At 67.9% G+C, this 21289-nt stretch carries 18 protein-coding genes; 6 read left to right on the forward strand and 12 right to left on the reverse strand.

Annotation, left to right across the window (positions count from 1 at the left end; all coding sequences use genetic code 11):
- The first annotated feature begins 106 nt into the window (after nt 1-106).
- Nucleotides 107-937: an NAD-dependent epimerase/dehydratase family protein gene (locus tag BMX96_RS10400; RefSeq protein ID WP_175481711.1), complete on the forward strand. Its 831-nt coding sequence runs from the start codon at nt 107-109 to the stop codon at nt 935-937.
- On the forward strand, nt 934-1542 hold the full coding sequence (locus tag BMX96_RS10405) for a sugar transferase (protein ID WP_091845431.1): 609 nt from the start codon (nt 934-936) through the stop codon (nt 1540-1542). The genes BMX96_RS10400 and BMX96_RS10405 overlap by 4 nt, the downstream gene beginning before the upstream one ends.
- Here BMX96_RS10405 and BMX96_RS10410 read toward each other — a convergent pair.
- The 3 genes from BMX96_RS10410 to BMX96_RS10420 all read right to left on the reverse strand — a co-directional run bounded on the left by BMX96_RS10410 (nt 1539) and on the right by BMX96_RS10420 (nt 6412).
- Entirely contained in the window at nt 1539-2231 is a 693-nt protein-coding gene (locus BMX96_RS10410; RefSeq protein WP_175481712.1) for a YjbF family lipoprotein, read from the reverse strand. The genes BMX96_RS10405 and BMX96_RS10410 overlap by 4 nt on opposite strands.
- Nucleotides 2228-4375 carry a YjbH domain-containing protein gene (locus BMX96_RS10415; RefSeq protein WP_091845433.1) on the reverse strand — a complete coding sequence of 716 codons (2148 nt, stop codon included), beginning with the start codon at nt 4373-4375 and terminating at the stop codon, nt 2228-2230. Before BMX96_RS10415 ends, BMX96_RS10410 begins: the two co-directional genes overlap by 4 nt.
- Before the next feature lie 81 nt (nt 4376-4456).
- A complete protein-coding gene (locus BMX96_RS10420) occupies nt 4457-6412 on the reverse strand; it encodes a polysaccharide biosynthesis protein (RefSeq protein WP_091845434.1) in 1956 nt (651 codons plus the stop codon).
- A gap of 203 nt (nt 6413-6615) precedes the next feature.
- On the opposite strand from BMX96_RS10420, the gene gndA reads away from it, so the two are divergent.
- Nucleotides 6616-8019, forward strand: a complete 1404-nt coding sequence (gene gndA, locus BMX96_RS10425; protein WP_091845435.1) for an NADP-dependent phosphogluconate dehydrogenase — start codon at nt 6616-6618, stop codon at nt 8017-8019.
- A gap of 148 nt (nt 8020-8167) precedes the next feature.
- Here the strand turns inward: gndA and betA are convergent, their stop codons facing one another.
- Genes betA through betI form a run of 4 tightly spaced genes read right to left on the reverse strand, consistent with a single transcriptional unit; the run spans nt 8168 to nt 13393 of the window.
- Nucleotides 8168-9814 carry a choline dehydrogenase gene (betA, locus tag BMX96_RS10430; RefSeq protein ID WP_091845613.1) on the reverse strand — a complete coding sequence of 549 codons (1647 nt, stop codon included), beginning with the start codon at nt 9812-9814 and terminating at the stop codon, nt 8168-8170.
- Nucleotides 9815-9819: 5 nt separating this feature from the next.
- Nucleotides 9820-11280 (reverse strand): betaine-aldehyde dehydrogenase, encoded by a 1461-nt coding sequence (gene betB, locus BMX96_RS10435; RefSeq protein WP_091845436.1) that lies wholly within the window; start codon nt 11278-11280, stop codon nt 9820-9822.
- Nucleotides 11280-12815, reverse strand: a complete 1536-nt coding sequence (betC, locus tag BMX96_RS10440; protein ID WP_091845437.1) for a choline-sulfatase — start codon at nt 12813-12815, stop codon at nt 11280-11282. Before betC ends, betB begins: the two co-directional genes overlap by 1 nt.
- Nucleotides 12812-13393: a transcriptional regulator BetI gene (betI, locus tag BMX96_RS10445; protein ID WP_091845438.1), complete on the reverse strand. Its 582-nt coding sequence runs from the start codon at nt 13391-13393 to the stop codon at nt 12812-12814. Before betI ends, betC begins: the two co-directional genes overlap by 4 nt.
- A 203-nt stretch (nt 13394-13596) precedes the next feature.
- On the opposite strand from betI, the gene BMX96_RS10450 reads away from it, so the two are divergent.
- The 3 genes from BMX96_RS10450 to BMX96_RS10460 all read left to right on the forward strand — a co-directional run bounded on the left by BMX96_RS10450 (nt 13597) and on the right by BMX96_RS10460 (nt 16777).
- Nucleotides 13597-14568 (forward strand): ABC transporter substrate-binding protein, encoded by a 972-nt coding sequence (locus BMX96_RS10450; protein WP_091845439.1) that lies wholly within the window; start codon nt 13597-13599, stop codon nt 14566-14568.
- Nucleotides 14569-14669: 101 nt separating this feature from the next.
- Complete coding sequence (locus BMX96_RS10455) at nt 14670-15704, forward strand: ABC transporter permease (protein WP_091845440.1); 1035 nt, start codon at nt 14670-14672, stop codon at nt 15702-15704.
- Between the two features lie 5 nt (nt 15705-15709).
- Nucleotides 15710-16777: a quaternary amine ABC transporter ATP-binding protein gene (locus BMX96_RS10460; protein WP_091845441.1), complete on the forward strand. Its 1068-nt coding sequence runs from the start codon at nt 15710-15712 to the stop codon at nt 16775-16777.
- A 4-nt stretch (nt 16778-16781) separates the two neighbouring features.
- On the opposite strand, the gene BMX96_RS10465 is transcribed toward BMX96_RS10460, so the two are convergent.
- The 5 genes from BMX96_RS10465 to ychF are packed head-to-tail and all read right to left on the reverse strand — an operon-like array spanning nt 16782 to nt 21260.
- Entirely contained in the window at nt 16782-18215 is a 1434-nt protein-coding gene (locus BMX96_RS10465; protein ID WP_091845442.1) for a UdgX family uracil-DNA binding protein, read from the reverse strand.
- Nucleotides 18215-19450 (reverse strand): putative DNA modification/repair radical SAM protein, encoded by a 1236-nt coding sequence (locus BMX96_RS10470; protein WP_091845443.1) that lies wholly within the window; start codon nt 19448-19450, stop codon nt 18215-18217. Before BMX96_RS10470 ends, BMX96_RS10465 begins: the two co-directional genes overlap by 1 nt.
- Before the next feature lie 49 nt (nt 19451-19499).
- Nucleotides 19500-19889 carry a type II toxin-antitoxin system death-on-curing family toxin gene (locus BMX96_RS10475; protein ID WP_091845444.1) on the reverse strand — a complete coding sequence of 130 codons (390 nt, stop codon included), beginning with the start codon at nt 19887-19889 and terminating at the stop codon, nt 19500-19502.
- The gene (locus BMX96_RS10480; RefSeq protein ID WP_073128296.1) at nt 19886-20110 is read right to left on the reverse strand and encodes an AbrB/MazE/SpoVT family DNA-binding domain-containing protein; all 225 of its coding nucleotides are present in this window, start codon (nt 20108-20110) and stop codon (nt 19886-19888) included. The genes BMX96_RS10475 and BMX96_RS10480 overlap by 4 nt, the downstream gene beginning before the upstream one ends.
- A 52-nt stretch (nt 20111-20162) precedes the next feature.
- Nucleotides 20163-21260 (reverse strand): redox-regulated ATPase YchF, encoded by a 1098-nt coding sequence (gene ychF, locus BMX96_RS10485; protein WP_091845445.1) that lies wholly within the window; start codon nt 21258-21260, stop codon nt 20163-20165.
- Nucleotides 21261-21289 lie beyond the last annotated feature (29 nt).

Here is a 21289-nt window from a genome sequence, read left to right on the forward strand (position 1 = left end):
GGCATACTTCCGCCGGGGCTTTTGTCTCGCCCGGGCAATCTACTAGGATGCCGATCAAAAGCAATCGCCCGAGCCGGCGGTCGCAATCTCGGCGATGGATGATGCCATGAAACCACTGATCCTGATCGGCGCCACCGGTCTCGTTGGCGCACGCTTGGTGCGCGCCTTTCCGCTGATCGGCCGCGAGGTCGTCCGCATCGGCCGCGAGGCGGGCAGCGGGATCGACCTGCGGTGGGACATGGACTCGCCCCCGCCACCCTGCCCGTCCGCGCGCGGTGCGGCAGTGGTCGTCCTGGCCGGGGTGACGCCGGTGTCGGGAGATGCGTTCGATCGCAACGCAATCCTGGCACGCGCGGGCGTCGCGGCGGCGCGGCATTGGGGTGCAGCCCACGTTTTCGTCATGTCCACGTCGGCGGTTTACGGCGACACTGGTGACCGGCCCGCTTCCGAAGATGCCGCCCAGGCCGGAACCTCGCCCTACGCGCGGGCCAAGCTCGAGATGGAGCACGCCGTACGGGGCCCTGACGTCACTGCCCTGCGGCTGGCCAACGTGGCCGGCGCGTCCGAGCCGTTCCTGTCGATCCGCCGGGGCACCGCGCGTCTGGACCAGTTCACGGACGCGCCCGACGCGCCCTCGCGCAGCTTCATCGGGCCTGTGACCATGGCCCGCGCGCTGGCCGCACTGGCCGACCGCGCGGAGGCGGGCGAGCCCCTGCCGTCGGTGCTGAACCTCGCGGGGCGGACGCCGCTGCCCATGGCCGATATCTTCACTTCGGCGAACGTGTCACCCGACCGAGTCGCCGCGCCTCCGGGCGCCGTCGCCCGGGTGCATCTGGATGTCGGCGCGCTGGATCGCCTTTGGCCTGTCCCGTCGGCGGATGCCGCCGCGCTGTGGGACGAGGTGCGGGCGACCGACCCCGTTTCAGTCGACGCATGACACCGGGCAAACGCGCATTCGACATCGCCCTGGCGATGATGCTGGGCGCGATCCTGCTCATCCCCGGGCTGGTGATCGCGGGGCTGGTGTTGGTTCTGTCCGGCCGACCGGTGCTGCACCGATCCGAACGGATGCGCGGTATCAACGAGCCGTTCATGCTGTGGAAGTTCCGCTCCATGCGGCCGGACCCGGGCGATATCGGTGTGACGGGTGGCGACAAGAGCACCCGCATCACCCCCGTCGGTCGTATGCTGCGCCGCACCCGGCTGGACGAGCTCCCACAGCTTTGGAACGTGCTGCGTGGCGATATCAGCTTCGTGGGCCCCCGCCCGCCGCTGCGCCGCTATACCGAGCTGTTTCCCGAGCTCTACGCGCGCGTGCTGCAGACGCGGCCCGGAATCACGGGTCTGGCCACTCTCCGCTTCCATCGGCGCGAAGAGGTATTGCTAACCGCGTGCGAGACCGTGGCGGAAACCGAAGCAGTCTATTGCCGGCGCTGCGTGCCGCGCAAGGCGGCGCTGGACCTGATCTATGCGCGCAACCGCAGCCTGTGCTTCGACCTGGCGCTGATCGCCGAGACGGTGACGCGGATCCGCCCGCACTAGCGCAGGCCGGTATGGACGGCCTGAAGATCGAAATATCCCAGCGTCGGCGTCACGAACTGCCGCGACTGGCGGATCACGCCGCGCCCGTCGATCCAGTAGGTATTGCGCGTCGTCTCGCCCGCCTCGGTGCGGCAGCTTTCGTCCACCCGGGTGGTGACGAAGCGGCGCGAGGTGACGGTGATCGCCTGCCCGCCCGTGCGGGCGAGGGTGCAAAAATACCGCGTGCGCCGGATCACCTGCGGCCCCTCGAGCCGGTAGTGATCGCGCACCACCTGCGCCGGGCCCGCAATCAGCTGCGCCACGCGGGGCACCTCGGCCGAGGACAGGTCGAAGCCGAAGCCCGCCGTTCCCACGATCTGTCCGTCCTTCAGCGACACGGCGTCGCCATCTGCCGTGATCCAGGTGGTGACATCGCGGTTGACCACCTGCTGAAGCATCCCGGCCTCGAACCCGGACTCGGGGATGCGCAGGATCAGGATGTCGTTCGGCGCGGCGTTCAGCTCGGCGTCGGACAGGGTGATGCCCGGGGGCGGCCCGTCATCTCCGCGGCGAAAGAGGCCGACCGCCAGACCGCGGAAATCCTGGAAGATGGTGTCGCTGTTGGCGTCCCGGTTGGAGCACGCGCCCAGCGCCGCCAACAGCCCGACCCCGAGCGCGAACGCCCGGGCCGCCTGTGCAATCGGTGTCATCGCCATACCGTGCCCCAGCTGTCCTGCATGTCGGGCCGGTGATAGTCGCGCACCCGGTCGTAAAGACGTCCGTCGACCTCGAGCCGCGCGCCGCCGTCGCGGGTGATCGGCCGCAGGGTCGTCGACGCGGTGGTCTTCGACGGACGGCCCAGGAACTGACCCACCGGGATCTCCAACGTGATGCCCTTGTCGAACGACCCCTCGCCGAATTCCTCGGCCGAGACATCGGTCTTGGTGGCGAAGACGCCGATGCGCCAGCCGTTGGCGAATTCGCGGTGCAGGCTCAGGGTCGCGCCGACGTCGCCCGCCAGGTAGCGGCCCACGTCAAGCTGCACGTGGAATTTCTCGGGAAGCTTGTAATAGGCCGACAGATGCCCGGTGGCGACCGAGTAGTCCTGGAACCCGAACTGGGTGTCGAAATCGCGCTGGTGCACGTAGTTCAGCTCGGCCCCGAGGGCGAGCCGGCTGCCCACCGGTTTCCACAGAAGCTCGGTCGATAGCCCGCCGAACATCCGCTCGAGATAGCCCACCGTGACCCGACCGTAGAGGTTGTCCCCCGGCTTGAAGTAGTAGGCGCCTGTCAGCTTCTCGAGCGCGGGGTCGCCCTGTTCGTTGTAGAGGTTGAAGTTCGTGCGGACGCGGGGCAGCACCGAGTTGCTCTGCCGCACGCTGTCCGACAGGTTGCCCGCGATCCGCTTGGTGACCGAGCCGCTGAAGACGAGGCCCGGCCGCGGCTCGTAGGTCGCCTGGGCGCGGACGCCGACATCAAGGCGCAGCGGCTCTTCCGGCTCGAATAGCACGCGCCGGACGTAGGGACCGACCGACCAGTCGAAGCGCGGGAACACCGACGGCGACAGCGCGGCACGCCGGTCGCGTGCGGGCGGATCGGCGAAGCCTGTCGCGGCGAAGAGCTGCGCCGAGGCGTCGGGCTCCAGCACCAACGCCTCAAGATCCGAGCGGCGCATCACGATCGCCGACAGCGGCAGGCCGTCCGAGCTGGGCACGATGCGGAACGTCTCGACCGAGCTGGGCATCGTGCGGCTGAGCGCGCGCGCCGTGCGGCCGATGGCCTGCGGCGCCATGCCGTAACGCTGGTTGCGAATGCGGACCTCGACGGTGTTCGGTCCCTGGACCTGCAGCGACTCCACGTCGATCCCGCTGCCCGCCAGGTCCCGCTCGAGCGCGCCCAGCAGCGTGGTCTGCGCGGTCGGTCGGGCGGCCCAGGTCTCGATCCATTTCTCGGGCGCCGAAGCGCGCGATGGACGCGGCGCCACGGGACCCGGCGCCCGGATCACCTGACCCTGCACCGGCGGGCGGTTGGGGTTGCCCTGGAAGGTCAGGCTGACGCCGAATTCGCTGCCGTAAAGATAGTAGCCGCCGACCGTCACCGCGTCGTTGACCCGGTAGACCGCACCGAAGTTCAGCGGGCTGTCGCGGTCGAGGATCCGTTGCGACGCGATGGCACCGTTGCCGGTTTCCAGGTCGTAGGCGTCCGAGCTGTATTCAGCCATCAATGACAGGCGCGGCGTGGCCTGCCAGATGGCGCTGGCGAAGGGCGCGGCGTCGCCACGAAACCACTGGTCGACATTGAAGTTGCCGCCCCGACCGTTGTCGATGGGCTCGCGCGTGCCCGTCGAAAAGGCCGGGTTGTAGCTGCCCAGCCGGCCCCAGCCGAGGCCTGCGCTGAGCGCGAGGTCGCCGCCGAAGGTCTTGGTCGCGACCAGGTATTCGCCGGACGAGATGCCGGTGCCCGCAAGGTCCTGTAGCCCCAATTTCAGCGCCGGGCGCCAGCGGGTTTCCGACAGCAGGCGGACAGACACGTCGAAGCTGCGGTCCAGGTAGTCCTCGTAGCCGGGATTGTCTTCCAGCCTCAGGCCCGAGAATTGGGAATAGCGGAACGAGCCCTGCAACCACGGCAGGGCCTGGAAGGTCAGCGTGCCGCGGGTGATATTGCCGAAATGCGAGACGGAGCCCGACAGTTCGCCCTCGGGCTGTTCCAGCGCCGTGGGCATGTCGACCGCGCCCGTAACGCCATAGAGGTTCAGCGGCGGGCGGTCGAACTCGGCCCCCGCGGGCCCCGCCACGGAGCCGGCGGCCAGCAGCGCGGTGCAACATCCGGTCGCCAGTTTTCGCCCGATGGTCAAAGAAGTGCTCCTGCCCGCATCCCTTGGATCACGCAACCGGTATGAAGGCGGCTTTTGGCAAGGGCAAGAGCAGTCGGCCGCCTAGGCGCCTTGTGGCGCAACGACCGTGTCCCCCGTGCCCGGCTTGCGGTAGCCTTCGACCCAGCGCATGGCGACGGCGGCCGCGGCATCCTCGTTGCCCGAACTCAGCGCCTCGCGCAGGGATCGCAGCGCGCTGGCCACCTCGATCTCGGAGAGGCAGGCCTCGTGGGTCACGAAGATCTTCTCGTGCATGGTCATCACGTGGCCTTCGCCGATGATGAGCTCTTCGCACAGCTTCTCGCCCGGCTTCAGCCCAACCTCGACGATCGCGATGTCGCCATCGGGGTTTTCATCGCTACGCACGGTATAATGGCTTTCCTCGATCAGGTGGCGCGCCAGGTCCCAGATGCGCAGGGGCTTGCCCATGTCGAGCACATAGACCTCGCCGCCGTTGGCCATGGATCCGGCCATGAGCACCAGGCTCACCGCCTCTTCGACGGTCATGAAGAAGCGGGTGACGTCGCGGTGGGTGACCGTGACCGGACCGCCCTGGGCGATCTGCTCCTTGAAGAGCGGAATGACCGACCCGGACGAGCCGATGACGTTGCCGAAACGGACCATGGTAAAGATGGTGCCGCGGCTGCGCGCGGCCTGGTCCTGGATCACCAGCTCGGCCAGCCGCTTGGACGCGCCCATGACGTTCGTCGGGCGCACCGCCTTGTCGGATGACACGAGCACGAAGCGCTCGCATCCCGCCCGCGCCGCTTCGCGCGCCAGGGTCGACGTGCCGAGAACGTTGTTCGCGAGCCCGACCAGCGGGTTCGTCTCGACCAGGGTCACGTGCTTGTAGGCCGCCGCGTGCAGTACCACGTCGATTTCATGCGTCTCGAGCACCTGGCGCACCAGGCGCGCCTCGGTCACCGAGCCCAAGACCGGCACCAGCTCGATCTCCGCGTCGGCGGCGAGCGGCGCCAGCGTCTTGTGGATCTCGTAGAGTGCGAGTTCGGATAGTTCGAAGATAACGAGTTTACGTGGCGCGCAGTCCAGCAACTGTCGGCAGAGTTCAGAGCCGATGGACCCGCCCCCGCCCGAGACAAGCACCGACCGCCCGGCAAACTCGCGCGCGGCCTTGTCGGTCTGCCGGTCGAAGACCTGCCGTCCCATCAGGCGGGCTTCGGACATGGGCACCAGCTTGTCGACCAGCGGCTCCTGCCCGATCAGCTGGGTGAAAGACGGCAGGACCTGGACCTCGAGCCCCTGGGCCTGCAGCCGACGCGCCAGCTGGGTCTGCTTGGGCCGGGACATCGACGGCATGCACAGAACGACCCGCTTCACATCGCGCTCGGCCACGATTCGTTCGATATCGACCGGGCGCAGCACTTCGAGGCCACCGACGGTCAGCCCCTGCAGCGACGGGTTGTCGTCGACGAAGGCGACCGCCTCGATCTGGTCATCGGCGGTCAGCGCGCGCGCCAGCTGCATACCCGTCGTGCCGGCGCCGTAAATCAGCACGCGCGCCCGGTCACCGCGCATGCGATAGGTCGCCACCAGGATTTCCAGCATGATCAGCCGGCCCGCCGACAGCAGCACGAACATCATCATGCCGAACACCACGAAGGAAGCAGCGGCAAGCGGCAGACTGCCGATCTGGTGAAGCGCCGCCGCGATTGCCGACGAGATCAGCGCGAGAACGCCGATCAGTCCTATGCCCTTGGAGTCGAACGCTTTCAGACGGGCATTCGGGATCTTCAGGATCACCGAGACCACCGCACTGATCATGAGCATCATCGATACCGTCATGAGTCCGGTCCAAGTTCCCAGCATCAACCCCAGCGGATCGCCGAGAATCTTCAGCGTCAGAACGTAGGCAAGCGCCGTCAGGCAAAGATCCACTGTCAGGAGGATGGCACGCTTCTGATTCCGGCTGAGCGTGGTCGCACGCCGCGCAAATGCACCGCGGAAACGCGAAATCAGGGTCGTAGCGCGCGGGGCGCTTCGGCTCGCATTCTGTTTCATCGGACTTGTAACGCCTTTCGCCGAAATACGGCGCATGCCCGCATTCAATGCCCAAGGCATACAGCCAAACACGCGATTTTCACAAGACGCGCGGAGCCCATCGGCAATTCGGCGCGCCCCACGGGCGCGTGGACGTCCCCGGCGATCACGCTAAGCTTCCGGGACCGCAAGGTTCGCCGCAGGACACCAAAAAAGGGTAAATCATGAGTAAATCCGAAATCGGGCTGGTGGGCCTTGGCACCATGGGCGCCGCGCTGGCCCTGAACATCGCCGAGAACGGCTTCGACATCGCGGTGATGAACCGCACGAACTCGGTCACGCGCGATTTCGTGGCGAACGCGGGCGACCTGGCGCCGCGCCTCACCGCGACCGAGGATCTACAGGGGCTGGTGGACGCGCTGGCCACACCGCGCGCGGTGATCCTGATGGTGCCCGCGGGCGATGTCGTGGACGACCATATCGAGCGTCTGCGCGCGATCATGGATCCCGACGACCTGATCATCGACGCGGGCAACGCCAATTTCCGCGACACGATCCGCCGGGCCGAGGCCGCGCGCGACTCGGGCAATCCCTACCTGGGCATCGGCGTGTCGGGCGGCGAGGACGGCGCGCGCCACGGGCCGTCGATCATGGGCGGCGGCGACCGCGCGGCGTGGGACCGCGTCAGCCACATCCTGACCGCCATCGCCGCGCGCCACGAGGGCACCCCCTGCGCCACCTACATGGGTCCGGGCGGGGCCGGTCATTTCGTGAAGGCCGTCCATAACGGCATCGAATACGCCGACATGCAGATGATCGCCGAGATCTACGGCCTTCTGCGCGACGGGCGCGGCGCGGATTACGGCGAGATCGCCACCCTGTTCGAGCGGTGGAACGACGGGCCGTTGCAATCCTACCTGGTCGAGATCACCGCCAAGGTCGCCGCCGCCGAGGATCCGAAGACCGGCAAGCCGCTTCTGTCGGTGATCGAGGACACGGCCGGTCAGAAGGGCACCGGCCGCTGGACCGCCATCGAGGCGCTGCACCTGGCCGCCCCCGTCCCGGTGATCGAGGCCGCCGTGGCCGCGCGCAACATGTCGGCGGTGAAGGACGCTCGCAAGGCGGGCGAGGATCGCTTCGGCGCAGGCGCGGGCCGCTTCGACGTGCCGGGCGACGAGACGCTGGAGCGGGCGATGATCGCGGGCAAGATCGCCTGCTACACGCAAGGCTTCGACATGCTGGCCAAGGCGTCCGAGGCGTTCGACTGGAGCCTGCCCCTGCCCGAGATCGCCAAGGTCTGGCGCGCGGGCTGCATCATCCGCTCGGCCATGCTGGACGACATGGCGGCCGCGCTGGCCGACGCGCCGGGCACGTCGCTGATGCTGTCCGACAGTTTCGCGAAACGGGTCGAAGACTCGACGCCCGGCCTGCGCGACACGGTCTCCAAGGCGATCGCGGCGGGCCATCCCGTTCCGGCGCTGGCGGCGGCGGTCACCTATTTCGACACCATGCGCAGCCATCGCGGCACCGCCGACATGATCCAGGGGCAGCGCGACTACTTCGGCTGGCACGGCTTCGCCCGGCTGGATGACGACGGGCGGGATCACCACGGACCGTGGGTGGAGTGATGCCCGGCTGACGCCGGGGGTTTTTACTTGGGCCGGCCTCGATGCGACGGCGCCTTCGCGGGCCACGCCGATGGCGCGTGCTGAAGACCCGGGCCGCGATCGACAAAGCTCGCCGGTCAGGCCCCTCACTCAGGAACAGGCGCAGCGTCTACCGCTGAGCGACCTGCCAGCCGGGGTGGATCCACGGCTCGTCATTCGCCGCCGCAAGACGACGGCCGAGGATGTGATCCGCCGCCTTCTCGCCCGTCATGATCGAGGGGCCGTTGAGGTTGCCGTTGGTGATGCGCGGGAAGATCGAGCTGTCGGCGACGCGCAGGCCCTCGACGCCGATCACGCGGCAGTCGGGATCGACCACCGCCCGGGGGTCGTTCGCGGCGCCCATCTTGCAGGTGCCGCAGGGGTGGTAGGCCGACTCGACGTGCTCGCGGATGATGGCGTCCAGCTCGTCGTCGGTCTGCGCCGCCTCGCCCGGCTGGATCTCGTGCCGGCGGAAGGGGGCGAAGGCCTCCTGCCCAAAGATCTCGCGCGTGAGGCGGATGCAGAGACGGAAATCCTCCCAGTCCTTCGGGTCGGACATGTAGTTGAACAGGATGCGCGGCGCGTCCGCGGGGTCGGGCGAGCGCAGCGTGATCTCCCCGCGCGAGGCCGAGCGGTTCGGCCCGACATGCGCCTGGAACCCGTGCCCCTCGGCCACCGTCTGGCCGTCGTAGCGCACGGCCAGCGGCAGGAAGTGATACTGGATATCGGGATATTCCACGCCCGCGCGCGAGCGGATGAAGGCGGCGGATTCGAAGTTGTTCGACGCGCCCGGCCCGGTCCCGGTGAACAGCCACCGCGCGCCGACCATGGCCTTGCCCATCAGCGACCAGTGCTTGAACAGCGTGACAGGCTGGCTCGCGGCCATCTGGACCAGGAATTCCAGGTGGTCCTGCAAGTTCTGGCCCACGCCCGCACGGTCCGCGCGCACCTCGATGCCGTGTTCGGCCAGGTGCGCGGCGGGACCGATCCCCGACTGCATCAGGATCTTGGGCGAGTTGATGGCCCCCGCCGACAGAACCACCTCGGCCCGCGCGCTGACGACCTTGCCGCCCGCCAGCCGCACGCCGGTGGCGCGCGCGCCTTCGAAGACCAGCCGCTCGACCAGGCCGCGCACGACCTGCACGCGCCCCGTCTTCACCGCGGGCTTCAGGTAGGCGTTGGCGGCGGACCAGCGGCGGCCCTGCCAGACCGTCTGCTCCATCGGGCCGAAGCCTTCCTGCTTCTCGCCGTTGTAGTCGTCGGTGACCTCGTAGCCCGCCTGCGCGCCCGCCTGCACGAAGGCGTGGTAGAGCGGGTTGTCGCGCGGCCCCCGCGTGACGTGCAGCGGGCCGTCGCTGCCACGCCAGCGCGGGTCGCCGCCGTGGCCGCCATCGTGCCACGTCTCCATCCGCTTGAAGTAGGGAAGGACGTCGGCAAAGGCCCAGCCCGCCGCGCCGCTGTCGGACCAGTGGTCGAAGTCCCGGGCGTGGCCGCGCACGTAGACCATGCCGTTGATGCTGCTCGAGCCGCCCAGCACCTTGCCGCGCGGGGTGGCCAGGACGCGGCCGTCCAGATGCGGCTCGGGCTCGGTGCTGTAGCCCCAGTCGTAGCGCTTCATGTTCATCGGAAAGGACAGCGCTCCGGGCATCTGGATCAGCGGCCCGGCATCGGTGCCGCCGTGTTCCACGACCAGCACCGAGCGCCCGGCCTCGGCCAGCCGGTAGGCAATGGCACAGCCCGCCGAGCCCGCGCCGACGATGACGTAATCGGCTTGCAAACTGGTCAAAACGCGGCCTCCACGGGGTTGGTGCCGACATAGACGGTCTGCACCTCGGTGAAATGGTCCAGCGCCTCGCGCGCGTTCTCGCGGCCGATGCCGCTGGCCTTCGACCCGCCGAAGGGCATCCCGGCGGGTGTCAGGTTGTATTCGTTGATCCACGCCGTGCCGGCCTTCAGCTGCGCCACGACCCGGTGCGCGCGGGCGATATCGCGAGTGAATACGCCCGCCGACAGCCCGAAGGCGGTGTCATTGGCGCGCGCGATCACATCGTCCTCGCCGGTGAAGGACAGGACCGACATGACGGGGCCGAAGATCTCGTCCCGCGCGCAGGTCATGGCGTCGGTCACGTCGGCCAGCACGGTGGGCGCGACCCAGTAGCCCGCGCGTTCGATCCGGTGACCGCCGCAGACCACGCGCGCGCCCTCGGCCCGCGCGGTGTCGAGATGGCCGAGCACGATCTGCATCTGCGCCTCGGTGGTCATGGGACCGAAATTGGTGGCCGGATCCAGCGGATCGCCGATCACGGCCTTCGCGACGCGGGCTTGCAGGCGTTCGAGGAAATCCCCGACCACCGACTCGTGCACGAAGACCCGTGTGCCGTTCGAGCAGACCTGCCCCGAACTGTAGAAATTGGCGTTGATGGCGCCCGAGACTGCGTCATCCAGCGTCGCGTCGTCGAAGATCACCAGGGGGGATTTGCCGCCAAGCTCCATCGTGACGTGTTTCATGGACGCGGCCGCGGCGGCATAGACCTTGCGGCCCGTGGGCACCGAGCCGGTGAGCGAGACCTTGGCCACGCGCGGATCGGTCGACAGCGCCGCGCCCACCGGTCCTGCGCCCTGGATCACGTTGAACAGGCCCGGTGGCAGACCGGCCTCGTGCAGGATCTCGGCCACCTTCAGCGCGCAGAGCGGCGTGGTCTCGGACGGCTTGAACACCATGGCGTTGCCCGCGGCCAGCGCGGGCGCGCCCTTCCAGCAGGCGATCTGGGTGGGGTAGTTCCACGCGCCGATCCCCGCGCAGACGCCCAGCGGGCGCGGGATCGTGTAGGCGAAATCGCCGCCGCCCAACGGAATGTGCCGCCCCGAGATGTCCCCGGCGAGGCCGCCGAAATATTCCAGCGCGTCGGCGCCGCTGGTCGCGTCGGCCACCAGCGTTTCCTGGATCGGCTTGCCGGTGTCGAGCGTCTCGAGCCGCGACAGCGCGTCGTTGCGGTCGCGCAGGATGTCGGCGGCGCGGCGCAGGATGCGGCCGCGTTCCACCCCCGGCAACGCGGCCCAGTCCGCCTGCGCGCGGGCCGCCGAGTCGATCGCGCGGTCGATGATTGCGGGCGTGGCGGCGTGCACCGTGGCGATTTGTTCACCGGTGGCGGGATAGATCACCGCAATGGCGTCGCCGGCCGTGTCCTCGACATACTGGCCGTCGATGAAATGGCTGGCGGTGGGTTGGGCATCGTGGGTCATCACGCGTCTCCGTCGGGGTCGGGCTGCTGGCCGCGCGGGGCGCGCTGGGCGTCCTCCAGCACGTTCAGATCCATGTGGTTGCGCATGTACCGCTCGGACGCGATGCGCGTGGGCTGCCAGTCCCAGGGGTAGTAGCCGCCCTGGCGCAGCGCGGGGTAGACGACCCAGCGGCGGGCCTGGCTTTCGCGGACCTCGGCATCGAAGCGGTCGAGATCCCAGCGCGCGTCGGCCATTGCGCGGAACTGCGCCAGCGTGTCCGCGTGGGCGGGCGCGGCGGCGAGGTTCGTCAGCTCGTGCGGGTCGGCGTCCAGGTCGAACAGTTGCTCGGGGTCCAGCGCGCAGCGGGTGTACTTGAACCGCCCCTGCCGCAACGCGACCAGCGGGGCGTAGGAGCCTTCGGCCGCGTATTCCATGGCGACGGGGCTGGTGCGCGTGGCCCCCTGCCCCAGCGGCAGCAGGCTTTCGCCCGTGGTCCAGGGTTCGATTTCCGACATGTCGACCCCGGCGAGATCGCAGAGCGTCGGGCAGACGTCGATATTGCTGACCGGCGTCTCGTCCAGGCCCGGCGCGACGCCCTCGGCCGCGATCATCAGCGGCACGCGGGCCGAGCCTTCGAGGAAGCTCATCTTGTACCACAGCCCCCGCTCGCCCAGCATGTCGCCGTGGTCGCTGACGAAGAGGATCGCGGCCTCCTGCCCCGTGCGGTCGAGCGTGTCCAGGATCTCGCCCACCTTGGCGTCGAGATACGAGATGTTGGCGAAATAGGCGCGGCGCGACCGGCGCACGTCCTCGCGCGTGACGTCGAAATTGCCGCGATCGTTGGCGTCGAGGATGTGCTGCGAGTGCGGGTCGTGGTCTTCGTAGGCCATTTCGGCCACCGGCGGGTCCAGGTGGTCGCAATCGCCGTAGAGATCCCAGAATTCCTGCCGGGCGACATAGGGGTCGTGGGGATGGGTGAAGCTGACGGTCAGGCACCACGGGCGCGGATCGTGGCCGCGCGCGTAGTCGTAGAGCTTCATCTTGGCGAAATGCGCGACCTCGTCGTCGTATTCCATCTGGTTGGTGATCTCGGCCACGCCCGAGCCGGTGACCGAGCCCATGTTGTGATACCACGAGTCGATGCGCTCGCCCGGCTTGCGGTAATCCGGCGTCCAACCGAAATCGGCCGGGTAGATGTCGGTGGTCAGACGCTCTTCGAACCCGTGAAGCTGGTCGGGACCCACGAAATGCATCTTGCCCGACAGGCAGGTCTGCCAGCCCGCGCGGCGCAGGTGGTGGGCGTAGGTGGGGATGTCCGACGCGAACTCGGCCGCGTTGTCGTAGACCCGCGTGCGCGAGGGCAGCAGCCCCGACATGAAGCTGGCCCGCCCCGGCGCACAGAGCGGCGAGGCCGTGTAGGCATTGGCGAAGCGGCGCGAGCGGGCGGCAAGCCCTTTCAGGTTGGGCGCGTGCAGCCAGTCGGCGGGGCCGTCGGGAAACAGCGTGCCGTTCAGCTGGTCGACCATGAGGATGAGAATGTTCGGTCCCTTGGTCATGCGCAGGCCTCCAGCAGGGTGTCGAGCGTCGCGTCGATGCGCGCCGCCAGGCCAGCCGGGTCGGCCGCGCCGGTGCGCGACGCCTCGCGGATGTAGAACCCGTCGATCAGGGCCGCGACCGTATCGGCCAGCTGCGGCGCATCGTCGCCGGACAGGGGGCGCAGGTCCGACAGCAGGGCCGAGCGCAACCGCCGCTGGTAGACGCGCAGCAGCCTGCGCGCCTCGCGGTCGTGCTGCGCCGAGACGTAGAAGGCGAGCCATGCGGCGATGACTTCGCGCCGGAAGGACTGCCCGCCGAAATTCGCCGCGATCGTGGCGCGGAGCCGTTCGCGCGGGCCCGTGACGCCGCGCAGCCGGCGCAGATGCTCGGCCCGCAAGCCTTGCAGGATATGGCGCATGGCCGCCGTCAGGATGTGATCCTTCGAGCCGAAGTAGTGATGCGCCAGCGCGCTGGAGACCCCCGCCCGGCGGGCGATGCCGCCCACGGTGACGTCCAGCGTGCCGCGCTTGCCGATCTCGGCGATGGCGGCCTGAACCAGCGCCCGGCGGCGCGAGGTCTGGATGTCGGGTCTCGGCATGATCGACTCCTGCGGTTGCGATAGGCTTTGCCATGCCACGTGTTGACTGACTAGTCAATCAACGCATTAATGTTCCAAAAGAAGGCACCGCACGGAAATCTTGAGGTTTTGAAAGGTTGCAATCGCAGCGCAAGCTGCGGCAGTAATGCAAACCATAATAAACATCCGCCGCCTCACAGCGGATCGCAGCAAGGGGAAATCCAATGAAGAAGACCATCACACTGGCCGCGCTCGGCCTCGCGGCCCTGCCGGGGCTTGCACAGGCCCAGTCCAGCGATTGCGGCGAAGTCTCGATCACCGAAATGAACTGGGCCTCGTCGGCCATCGTGACCTCGGTCGCGACCTTCCTGATGGAACAGGGCTATGGCTGCGACGTGACGAAGGTCCCGTCCTCGACCACGCCGTCGCTGGTGTCGGTCGCCGAGAACGGCTCGCCCGACATCGTGACCGAGCTGTGGATCAACGGCACCCCGGCCTACGACCGGCTGTCCGAGCAAGGCGTCATCACGACCCTGACCGACGTGCTGTCCGACGGCGGGATCGAGGGCTGGTGGATCCCGAAATACATCGCCGACGAACACCCCGAGGTGACCACGCTGGAAGGCCTGCTGGCCAATCCCGAAGTGGTCGGCGCCCGCTTCCACCAGTGCCCCGAGGGCTGGGGCTGCAAGAACACCAACCGCGCGCTGGCCGACGCGGTGGACCTGGAAGGCAACGGCTTCGAGGTGTTCCAGCACGGCTCGGGCGAGACCATGGCGACCTCGATCGCGGCCGCGTTCGAGAACAACGAGCCGTGGCTGGGCTACTACTGGGCGCCCACCAGCGTTCTGGGCAAGTACGAGATGGTGTCGGTGGACCTGGGCGAGTACAACCACGAGGTCCACATGTGCAACGCCGACCCCGACTGCGAGGAAGTCGGCGTGTCCTCCTACCCCGTGGGACCGGTCAAGACGGTCGTCACCACGTCCTTCGCGGACGAGCACCCGGATCTGACCGAGCTGATGACCAATGTGCAGTTCACGAACGCCCAGATGGGCGACGTGCTGGCCTGGCAGGAAGCCAACAACGCCTCGGCCGACGAGGCTGCGGTCTACTTCCTGACCACTTATACCGACGTGTGGCGCGACTGGGTCAACGAAGAGGCCTCGGAAAACCTGTCGATGCTGCTGCAGTAAGCGCATGACCGGGCGGGCCCCCATCGTGCGGGCCCGCCCTTTCCGGCGCGCGGGACAGGACCCGGCGCCCAACATGAAAATCTCCCACAGGCGGATATGACATGGCGACCTATGACGGCGTGATCGAGGCGGTGGGCCTCACCGATTGGTGCAGTGTCGAGGGCGCTGGCGGCCCGATGACCATGGAAGAGCTCATGGCGCAGGCCCGCGGTGAGACCGAGGCGCCGGACGTCAACCTGTGGGAGCTGCCCTTCCCGTCGCTGGACGCGCTGAACCAGTCCTGCTCGATCATCCCGCGCACCCGCGACATGACCGACGCGGTCGAACAGGGTTTCCTGGGCATCAAGGACGCGCTGCGCGTGGTGCTGGACCCGATCACCACGCCGCTGGGCTGGATGCTGGATCTGTCGCTGCAGTTCTTCCAGGCGGTGCCGTGGTTCATCATGATCCCGTTCCTGATCGCGATCACGTGGTTCGCGTCGAAATCGGCCAAGGTGACGGCGCTGGTGGCGTTCAGCTTCCTGTTCATGGCCTTCATCGACCACTACGTCTACGCGATCCAGACGCTGTCGATCATCTTCGTCTGCACGATATTCTCGGTGGTGCTGGGCGTGCCCATAGGCATCGCCATGTCGCGCTCGAACGTGTTGCAACGGGGCGCGATCCCGGTGCTCGACATGCTCCAGACGCTGCCCACATTCGTCTATCTCGTGCCGCTGATCTTCCTGTTCTCGGTCACCGAGTCCAAGCTCTACGGCATCGCCATCATCCTTTACGCCATCGTGCCGGTGATCCGCCTGACGGACCTGGGCATCCGGCTGGTCGACAAGGACGTGATCGAGGCGGCGAACGCCTTCGGCATGACCTCGTGGCAGAAGCTGACCCGCGTGCAGATCCCGCTGGCGCTGCCCAACATCATGGCCGGCATCAACCAGACCATCATGATGAGCCTCGCCATGGTCGTCATCGCGTCGCTGGTCTCGGCGCCGGGGCTGGGCGTTCTGGTGCTGCGCGGTATCCGGAACCTGGAGTTGGGCGTCGGCCTGGTGTCGGGCTTCTGCATCGTGCTTCTGGCGATCCTGCTGGACCGGTCCACCAAGGCGGCGCTGAGCCGCATCGACGCAAGCGGACGGTGAGCGACATGAAACAGAAAAAGCCCGTGAAGATCTCGATCCGCAAGCTCTACAAGATCTTCGGGTCCGACCCGAAATCGGCGCTGGAGCACGTGAAGGCCGGCGTCGGCAAACCCGACCTGCTCAAGCGCTATGGCCACGTGCTGGGCCTGCAGGACATCAACGTGGACATGCGCGATGGCGAGATCACCGTCATCATGGGCCTGTCGGGGTCCGGCAAATCCACCCTGATCCGCCACCTGAACCGCCTGATCGAACCCACCGATGGCAAGGTCGAGGTCGATGGCGAGGACGTGCTGGCTTACGGCGAGAAGAAGCTGCGCGACCTGCGACGTTCGAAAATGTCGATGGTGTTCCAGAAATTCGCGCTGCTGCCCCACCGCACGGTGCTGGAGAACACAACGATGCCCCGGCGCGTGCGTGGCGAGGGCGGCCAGGCGACCGAGGATGACGGGACCAAGTGGCTCGACCGGGTGGGCCTGCACGGCTACGGCGGGCATTACCCCAACCAGCTGTCGGGCGGCATGCAGCAGCGCGTGGGCATCGCGCGGGCGCTGGCCTCGGACAGCCCGATCATGCTGATGGACGAGGCGTTCTCGGCGCTCGACCCGCTGATCCGGACCGACATGCAGGACCTGCTGCTGGAACTGCAGAAAGAGCTGCACAAGACCATCGTCTTCATCACCCACGACCTCGACGAGGCGCTGAAGCTGGCCGATCACCTGGTGATCCTGAAGGACGGCCGCGTGGTCCAGCAGGGCGAACCGCAGGAGATCCTGCTGCATCCGAACGACCCCTACATCGTGGACTTCATCTCGGACATCAATCGCGCCCGCGTGCTGCGCGTCCGCTCGATCATGGAAGAGACCGACCGCGAGGGCGACGGCCTTGCGGGCGAGGTCGACGCCGACCAGAACCTCGAGTCGGTCATCGCGATCTCGGGTGGCGACACGAACCTGCATTACCGCGTGATGTCGGGCGGGCAGCAGGTGGGCCTTCTGCACATGCAGGACCTGGTCCGCGCACTGGTGCCGGTCGACGCGCAGGACGCGTCGAAGCGGGTGTCGGCGGCCTGAAGGGTCAGGCGGCCTCGGCCAGCATCCGGGCCGCAATGGACAGGTCGGCGCGGAAATCGCGCATGGCGGCCTCTTTCGCCGCCGCGTCGGGCACGCGCAGCAGGTAGGACGGATGCAGCGTCAGCAGGACGGGTGTGCCATCCTCGGCCGCCTCGACCGTGCCGCGTCGCGACAGGATGCCCTTGCCGCTGCCCGTCAGGCTTTCCGCCGCCGTCGCACCCATGGCGAGGATCAGTTTCGGTCGGACCAGCTGCCGCTCCGCCTCGAGCCACCATTTGCAGGCCTGCACTTCGCCCGCGTCGGGGCGTTGGTGGATGCGCCGCTTGCCGCGCGGCTGGAATTTGAAATGCTTCACGGCATTGGTGACAAAGGCGCGGTCGCGGTCAAGTCCGACCTCGCCCGCCACCCGGTCGAACAGCTGGCCCGCCGGGCCGACGAAGGGACGCCCCGCCAGATCCTCACGATCGCCGGGTTGTTCGCCCACGATCATCAGCGGCGCGTCGCGCGGCCCCTCGCCCATCACCACCTGCGTGGCGTCCCGGTGCAGCGGGCAGCGCCTGCAGACGGCGGCCTGCCGGTGGAGCGCGTCCAGGTCGCCTGCGGGCGGTGGCGTGTCCTGCCCCGACAACCGCTCAGAGATGCGCGCCGCGCGCAGCGGCGGCAGGCTGGGCGCGGCGGCCTGCATCTGGCGCGCCCGCGCCTCTGCGCCCGCGATCATCTCGGGGATGGCGGCGGCCTCGGGCAGGTTCTTCCAGTATTTCTTTGGCATTTCCGACTGCATCGCCTGCACCTTCAGACGCGCGGGATTGAAGATGTTGCGGAAATAAGTGGTCCAGAGCGCTTCGTGCGCGTCGTCGGGCAGGTCCGGCTTGGCCCCGCCCGGCAGCAACGCGATCCGGCCATCGGTGAAGGCGACCGAGCGGTGGGGGGTGACGATCAGCCAGTCCATGTCGCCGAAGCGGCGCGCGAAGAAGCCCGCCATGGGCTCGGCAATGTGGTGGGTGGGCTCGAACCACGCGGCGAAGCGGCGGCGGTCGCCCAGTTTCGGCACCTCGCGAAAGCGCAGGAAGGCCTTCATCTTGTGCTTGTCGCGGCTGACGGCCTTTTCCATCACGCGCAACTTCGCCAGGTCCGCATCGCCCCGATCGGCCATCAGCGACGGGCGATCCTTCAGCCGCCACAGGAAGGCGTAAAGGCGCGCGAACCGCTGCGGGTCGGAATGCCAGCAGAGGTTTTCGGCCAGCGACACGAAGCTTTTCGGCACGCTCACCCGCCCCGGCGCGGGTGGCGTGGCGGGCGCGTCTGCGAACAGATCCGCGTCGCCGGCCCCGAACTGCCACAGCACGTCGGCCGGCGGCACCCCGGCCCCCAGCAGCCCGCGCGCAGCGTCGCGCCACGCGGCCGCCGCGCCGATCTCGGGCACCACGACGGTGGGCATCAGAAGAGGCTCAACTGCTCGGGCGGGGGCGCGAACCGCGCGCGCAGGTCGGCGCTGTCGGTCAGCGCGCCCGGCGTCCATCCGGCGGCGGTGATGAAGGCGCGCGCTTTCTTCAGGCTCGCCCCCATCCGCGTCAGATCCTCGTAGCGCAAGGTTCTGTGCCGTCGGGTCGTCAGGATGCGGTTCACCGTCTTCACGCCGAACCCAGGCACGCGCAGCAGCATCTCGCGCGGGGCCGCGTTCACGTCGAGCGGGAAGTGGTGGCGGTTCTGCAGGGCCCAGGCAAGCTTCGGGTCGATCTGGAGGTCGAGATTGCCGCCTTCGGTCGCGCCCGTGATCTCGTCCAGCCCGAACCCGTAGAAACGCAGCAGCCAGTCGGCCTGGTACAGCCGATGCTCGCGCTCCAGCGGCGGGCGGATCAGCGGCAGCTTGGCCGAGCTGTCGGGGATGGGCGAGAAGGCCGAGTAGTAGACGCGCTTGAGCTTGTAGCTGGAGTAAAGCCGCGTGGACTGCCCGAGGATCGTCGCGTCGTTTGCCCCGTCTGCGCCCACGATCATCTGGGTCGACTGGCCGGCAGGCGCGAAGCGCGGCGGACGCTTGCCGGTGTGGGACCGGTCCTTCGACGCCTCTTTCGTCAGCCGCACGTCGGCCATGGCCTTGCGGATGGTGCCCGGGTCCTTCTCGGGCGCGTAGGACTTCACCGATGCGTCGGTGGGCAGCTCGACATTGATCGACAGGCGGTCGGCGTGGCGCCCGGCCTCTTCGATCAGGTGTGGGGCGGCGTCGGGAATGGTCTTGAGGTGGATGTAGCCGCGGAAATTTTGGACCTGCCGCAGCTCGCGCGCGATGCGCACCATGTCGGCCATGGTGTCGTCCGGCGACTTGATGATGCCGGAGGACAGGAACAGCCCCTCGATATAATTGCGGCGATAGAATTCCAGGGTGAGCTGGATCACCTCCTCCGGCGAGAAGCGCGCGCGGGTGACATTGCTGCTCACACGGTTCACGCAATAGGCGCAGTCGTAGATGCAGAAATTCGTCATCAGGATCTTCAGCAGGCTGATGCAGCGCCCGTCCGGCGCGTAGGCGTGGCAGATGCCGCTGCCCTCGGTCGAGCCCAGCCCCGAGCCGTCGCGCGACTGCCGCTTGGACGTGCCCGACGATGCGCAGGAGGCGTCGTATTTCGCCGCGTCCGAGAGAATCGCGAGCTTCTGTTGAAGATCCAGCTTGGCCATGCGTTCACACTACGTTCACGCCGTGACGCGAACAAGAGGCGAACATGCGTTACCGCGCCGCAGCCCCCGCCCGCAGCCAGGCCGCGAACTTGGCCTCGGGCACCCGCGATTGCGCGAGGTCTTCCATCATGGTGACAACCTCGGCATTGGGCACGTCCAGATCCTGACCGTTCACGTAGAGGAACACGAAGGCGGTCTGGAACGCGGTGCGCTTGTTGCCGTCGATGAAGGCGTGCGCCTTGGCGATCCCGAAAGCGTAGGCCGCGGCCAGCTCGAAAAGATCGGGATCGCCATAGGCGTGCAGATTAAGGGGCCGCCCGCACGCCATTTCCAGCAATGCCTCGTCCCGCATCCCCGGCGTGCCGCCGTGGCGCGAAATCATGCGGTCGTGAATGGCCTTGATTGCTGCGAACGGCACCCACCGGGGCGCATCGGTCATGCCAGCGCGTCCATCGCCTTGTCATAGCGGCGCGCGCCGACCTCGAGCGCGTCCATGGCGTCGGCGAAGTCGTCCTCGTGCCGCCGCAGGGCCAGCGACCCGTCATCGGTGCGCACGAGGTAGACGGTATCGCCCTCGGCCGCGTCCAGCACCGCCAGCGCCTCTTTCGAGAGCGTCAGGACGCAGGAATTGCCGACCTTGCGGATCTTGGTCTCGAACATGGGTGATACCTCATCTGTATATACCAGAAGATGTATATACAGACGGATATTGTCAAGCGTTGAACAGGAAGTGCATCACGTCGCCGTCCTTGACGATATAAGACTTGCCCTCCACCCGCATCTTGCCGGCGTCCTTCGCGCCCGCCTCGCCGCCAAGCGATACGTAATCGTCGTAGGCCGTCGTCTCGGCCCGGATGAAGCCGCGCTCGAAATCGCCGTGGATGACGCCGGCGGCCTTGGGGGCGGTGGTGCCGTTGGGGATGGTCCAGGCACGGGCCTCCTTGGGACCGACGGTGAAATAGGTTTGAAGCCCCAGCAGCTGGTAGCCCGCCTGGATCAGCCGGTCGAGCCCGGCCTGCTCGAGCCCCAGTTCTTCCAGGAATTCGCGCGCCTCGTCGGCGTCAAGCTGGGCGATCTCTTCCTCGATCTGGGCCGAGATCACCACGGTGCCCGCGCCCTGCTTCGCCGCCATGTCGGCCACGGCCTGGGAATGGGCGTTGCCGGTGGCGGCCTCGGCCTCGGACACGTTGCAGACGAACAGGATCGGCTTGGCGGTCAGCAGTTGCAGCATGCGCCACGCCTTGGCGTCGTCCTCGGCCACCTCGACGGTGCGGGCCGGGCGGCCATCCTCCAACGCGGCCTGCGCCTGCTTCAGCAGGCGTTCCTGCTGCACGGCCTCCTTGTCGCCGCCGCGCACCTTGCGCGACAGGCCCGCGATGCGCTTTTCAACCGATTCCAGGTCGGCGAGCATCAGCTCGGTCTCGATCGTGTCGGCATCGGCGACCGGGTCCACGCGGCCATCCACGTGGGTCACGTCGTCATCCTCGAAGCAGCGCAGCACGTGGGCGATGGCGTCGCATTCGCGGATATTGGCCAGGAACTGGTTGCCCAGCCCCTCGCCCCGGCTGGCGCCCTTCACCAATCCCGCGATGTCCACGAAGGTCATGCGCGCCGGGATGATCTGTTTGGACTTGGCGATGCCCGCCAGCGTGTCGAGCCGCGCGTCGGGGACGGCGACCTCGCCCACGTTGGGCTCGATGGTGCAGAACGGAAAGTTCGCCGCCTGCGCCGCGGCGGTCTTGGTCAGCGCGTTGAACAGGGTCGATTTGCCCACGTTCGGCAGACCGACGATCCCCATCTTGAAGCCCATGACGCATCCCTTCGCTTGGCTGAAACCGC

This window comes from Palleronia pelagia (assembly GCF_900110115.1).
Classification (GTDB): Bacteria; Pseudomonadota; Alphaproteobacteria; order Rhodobacterales; family Rhodobacteraceae; genus Palleronia; species Palleronia pelagia.

Excerpts from the sequence above, each read along its gene's own strand:
- ychF (WP_091845445.1), bottom strand. The coding sequence starts at position 21,260 with ATGGGCTTCAAGATGGGGATCGTCGGTCTGCCGAACGTGGGCAAATCG.
- BMX96_RS10455 (WP_091845440.1), top strand. The coding sequence starts at position 14,670 with ATGGCGACCTATGACGGCGTGATCGAGGCGGTGGGCCTCACCGATTGG.
- BMX96_RS10450 (WP_091845439.1), top strand. The coding sequence starts at position 13,597 with ATGAAGAAGACCATCACACTGGCCGCGCTCGGCCTCGCGGCCCTGCCG.
- gndA (WP_091845435.1), top strand. The coding sequence starts at position 6,616 with ATGAGTAAATCCGAAATCGGGCTGGTGGGCCTTGGCACCATGGGCGCC.
- BMX96_RS10480 (WP_073128296.1), bottom strand. The coding sequence starts at position 20,110 with ATGTTCGAGACCAAGATCCGCAAGGTCGGCAATTCCTGCGTCCTGACG.
- betI (WP_091845438.1), bottom strand. The coding sequence starts at position 13,393 with ATGCCGAGACCCGACATCCAGACCTCGCGCCGCCGGGCGCTGGTTCAG.
- BMX96_RS10475 (WP_091845444.1), bottom strand. The coding sequence starts at position 19,889 with ATGACCGATGCGCCCCGGTGGGTGCCGTTCGCAGCAATCAAGGCCATT.
- BMX96_RS10470 (WP_091845443.1), bottom strand. The coding sequence starts at position 19,450 with ATGGCCAAGCTGGATCTTCAACAGAAGCTCGCGATTCTCTCGGACGCG.
- BMX96_RS10405 (WP_091845431.1), top strand. The coding sequence starts at position 934 with ATGACACCGGGCAAACGCGCATTCGACATCGCCCTGGCGATGATGCTG.
- BMX96_RS10460 (WP_091845441.1), top strand. The coding sequence starts at position 15,710 with ATGAAACAGAAAAAGCCCGTGAAGATCTCGATCCGCAAGCTCTACAAG.
- BMX96_RS10410 (WP_175481712.1), bottom strand. The coding sequence starts at position 2,231 with ATGACACCGATTGCACAGGCGGCCCGGGCGTTCGCGCTCGGGGTCGGG.
- BMX96_RS10400 (WP_175481711.1), top strand. The coding sequence starts at position 107 with ATGAAACCACTGATCCTGATCGGCGCCACCGGTCTCGTTGGCGCACGC.
- BMX96_RS10465 (WP_091845442.1), bottom strand. The coding sequence starts at position 18,215 with ATGCCCACCGTCGTGGTGCCCGAGATCGGCGCGGCGGCCGCGTGGCGC.
- betB (WP_091845436.1), bottom strand. The coding sequence starts at position 11,280 with ATGACCCACGATGCCCAACCCACCGCCAGCCATTTCATCGACGGCCAG.
- betC (WP_091845437.1), bottom strand. The coding sequence starts at position 12,815 with ATGACCAAGGGACCGAACATTCTCATCCTCATGGTCGACCAGCTGAAC.
- BMX96_RS10420 (WP_091845434.1), bottom strand. The coding sequence starts at position 6,412 with ATGAAACAGAATGCGAGCCGAAGCGCCCCGCGCGCTACGACCCTGATT.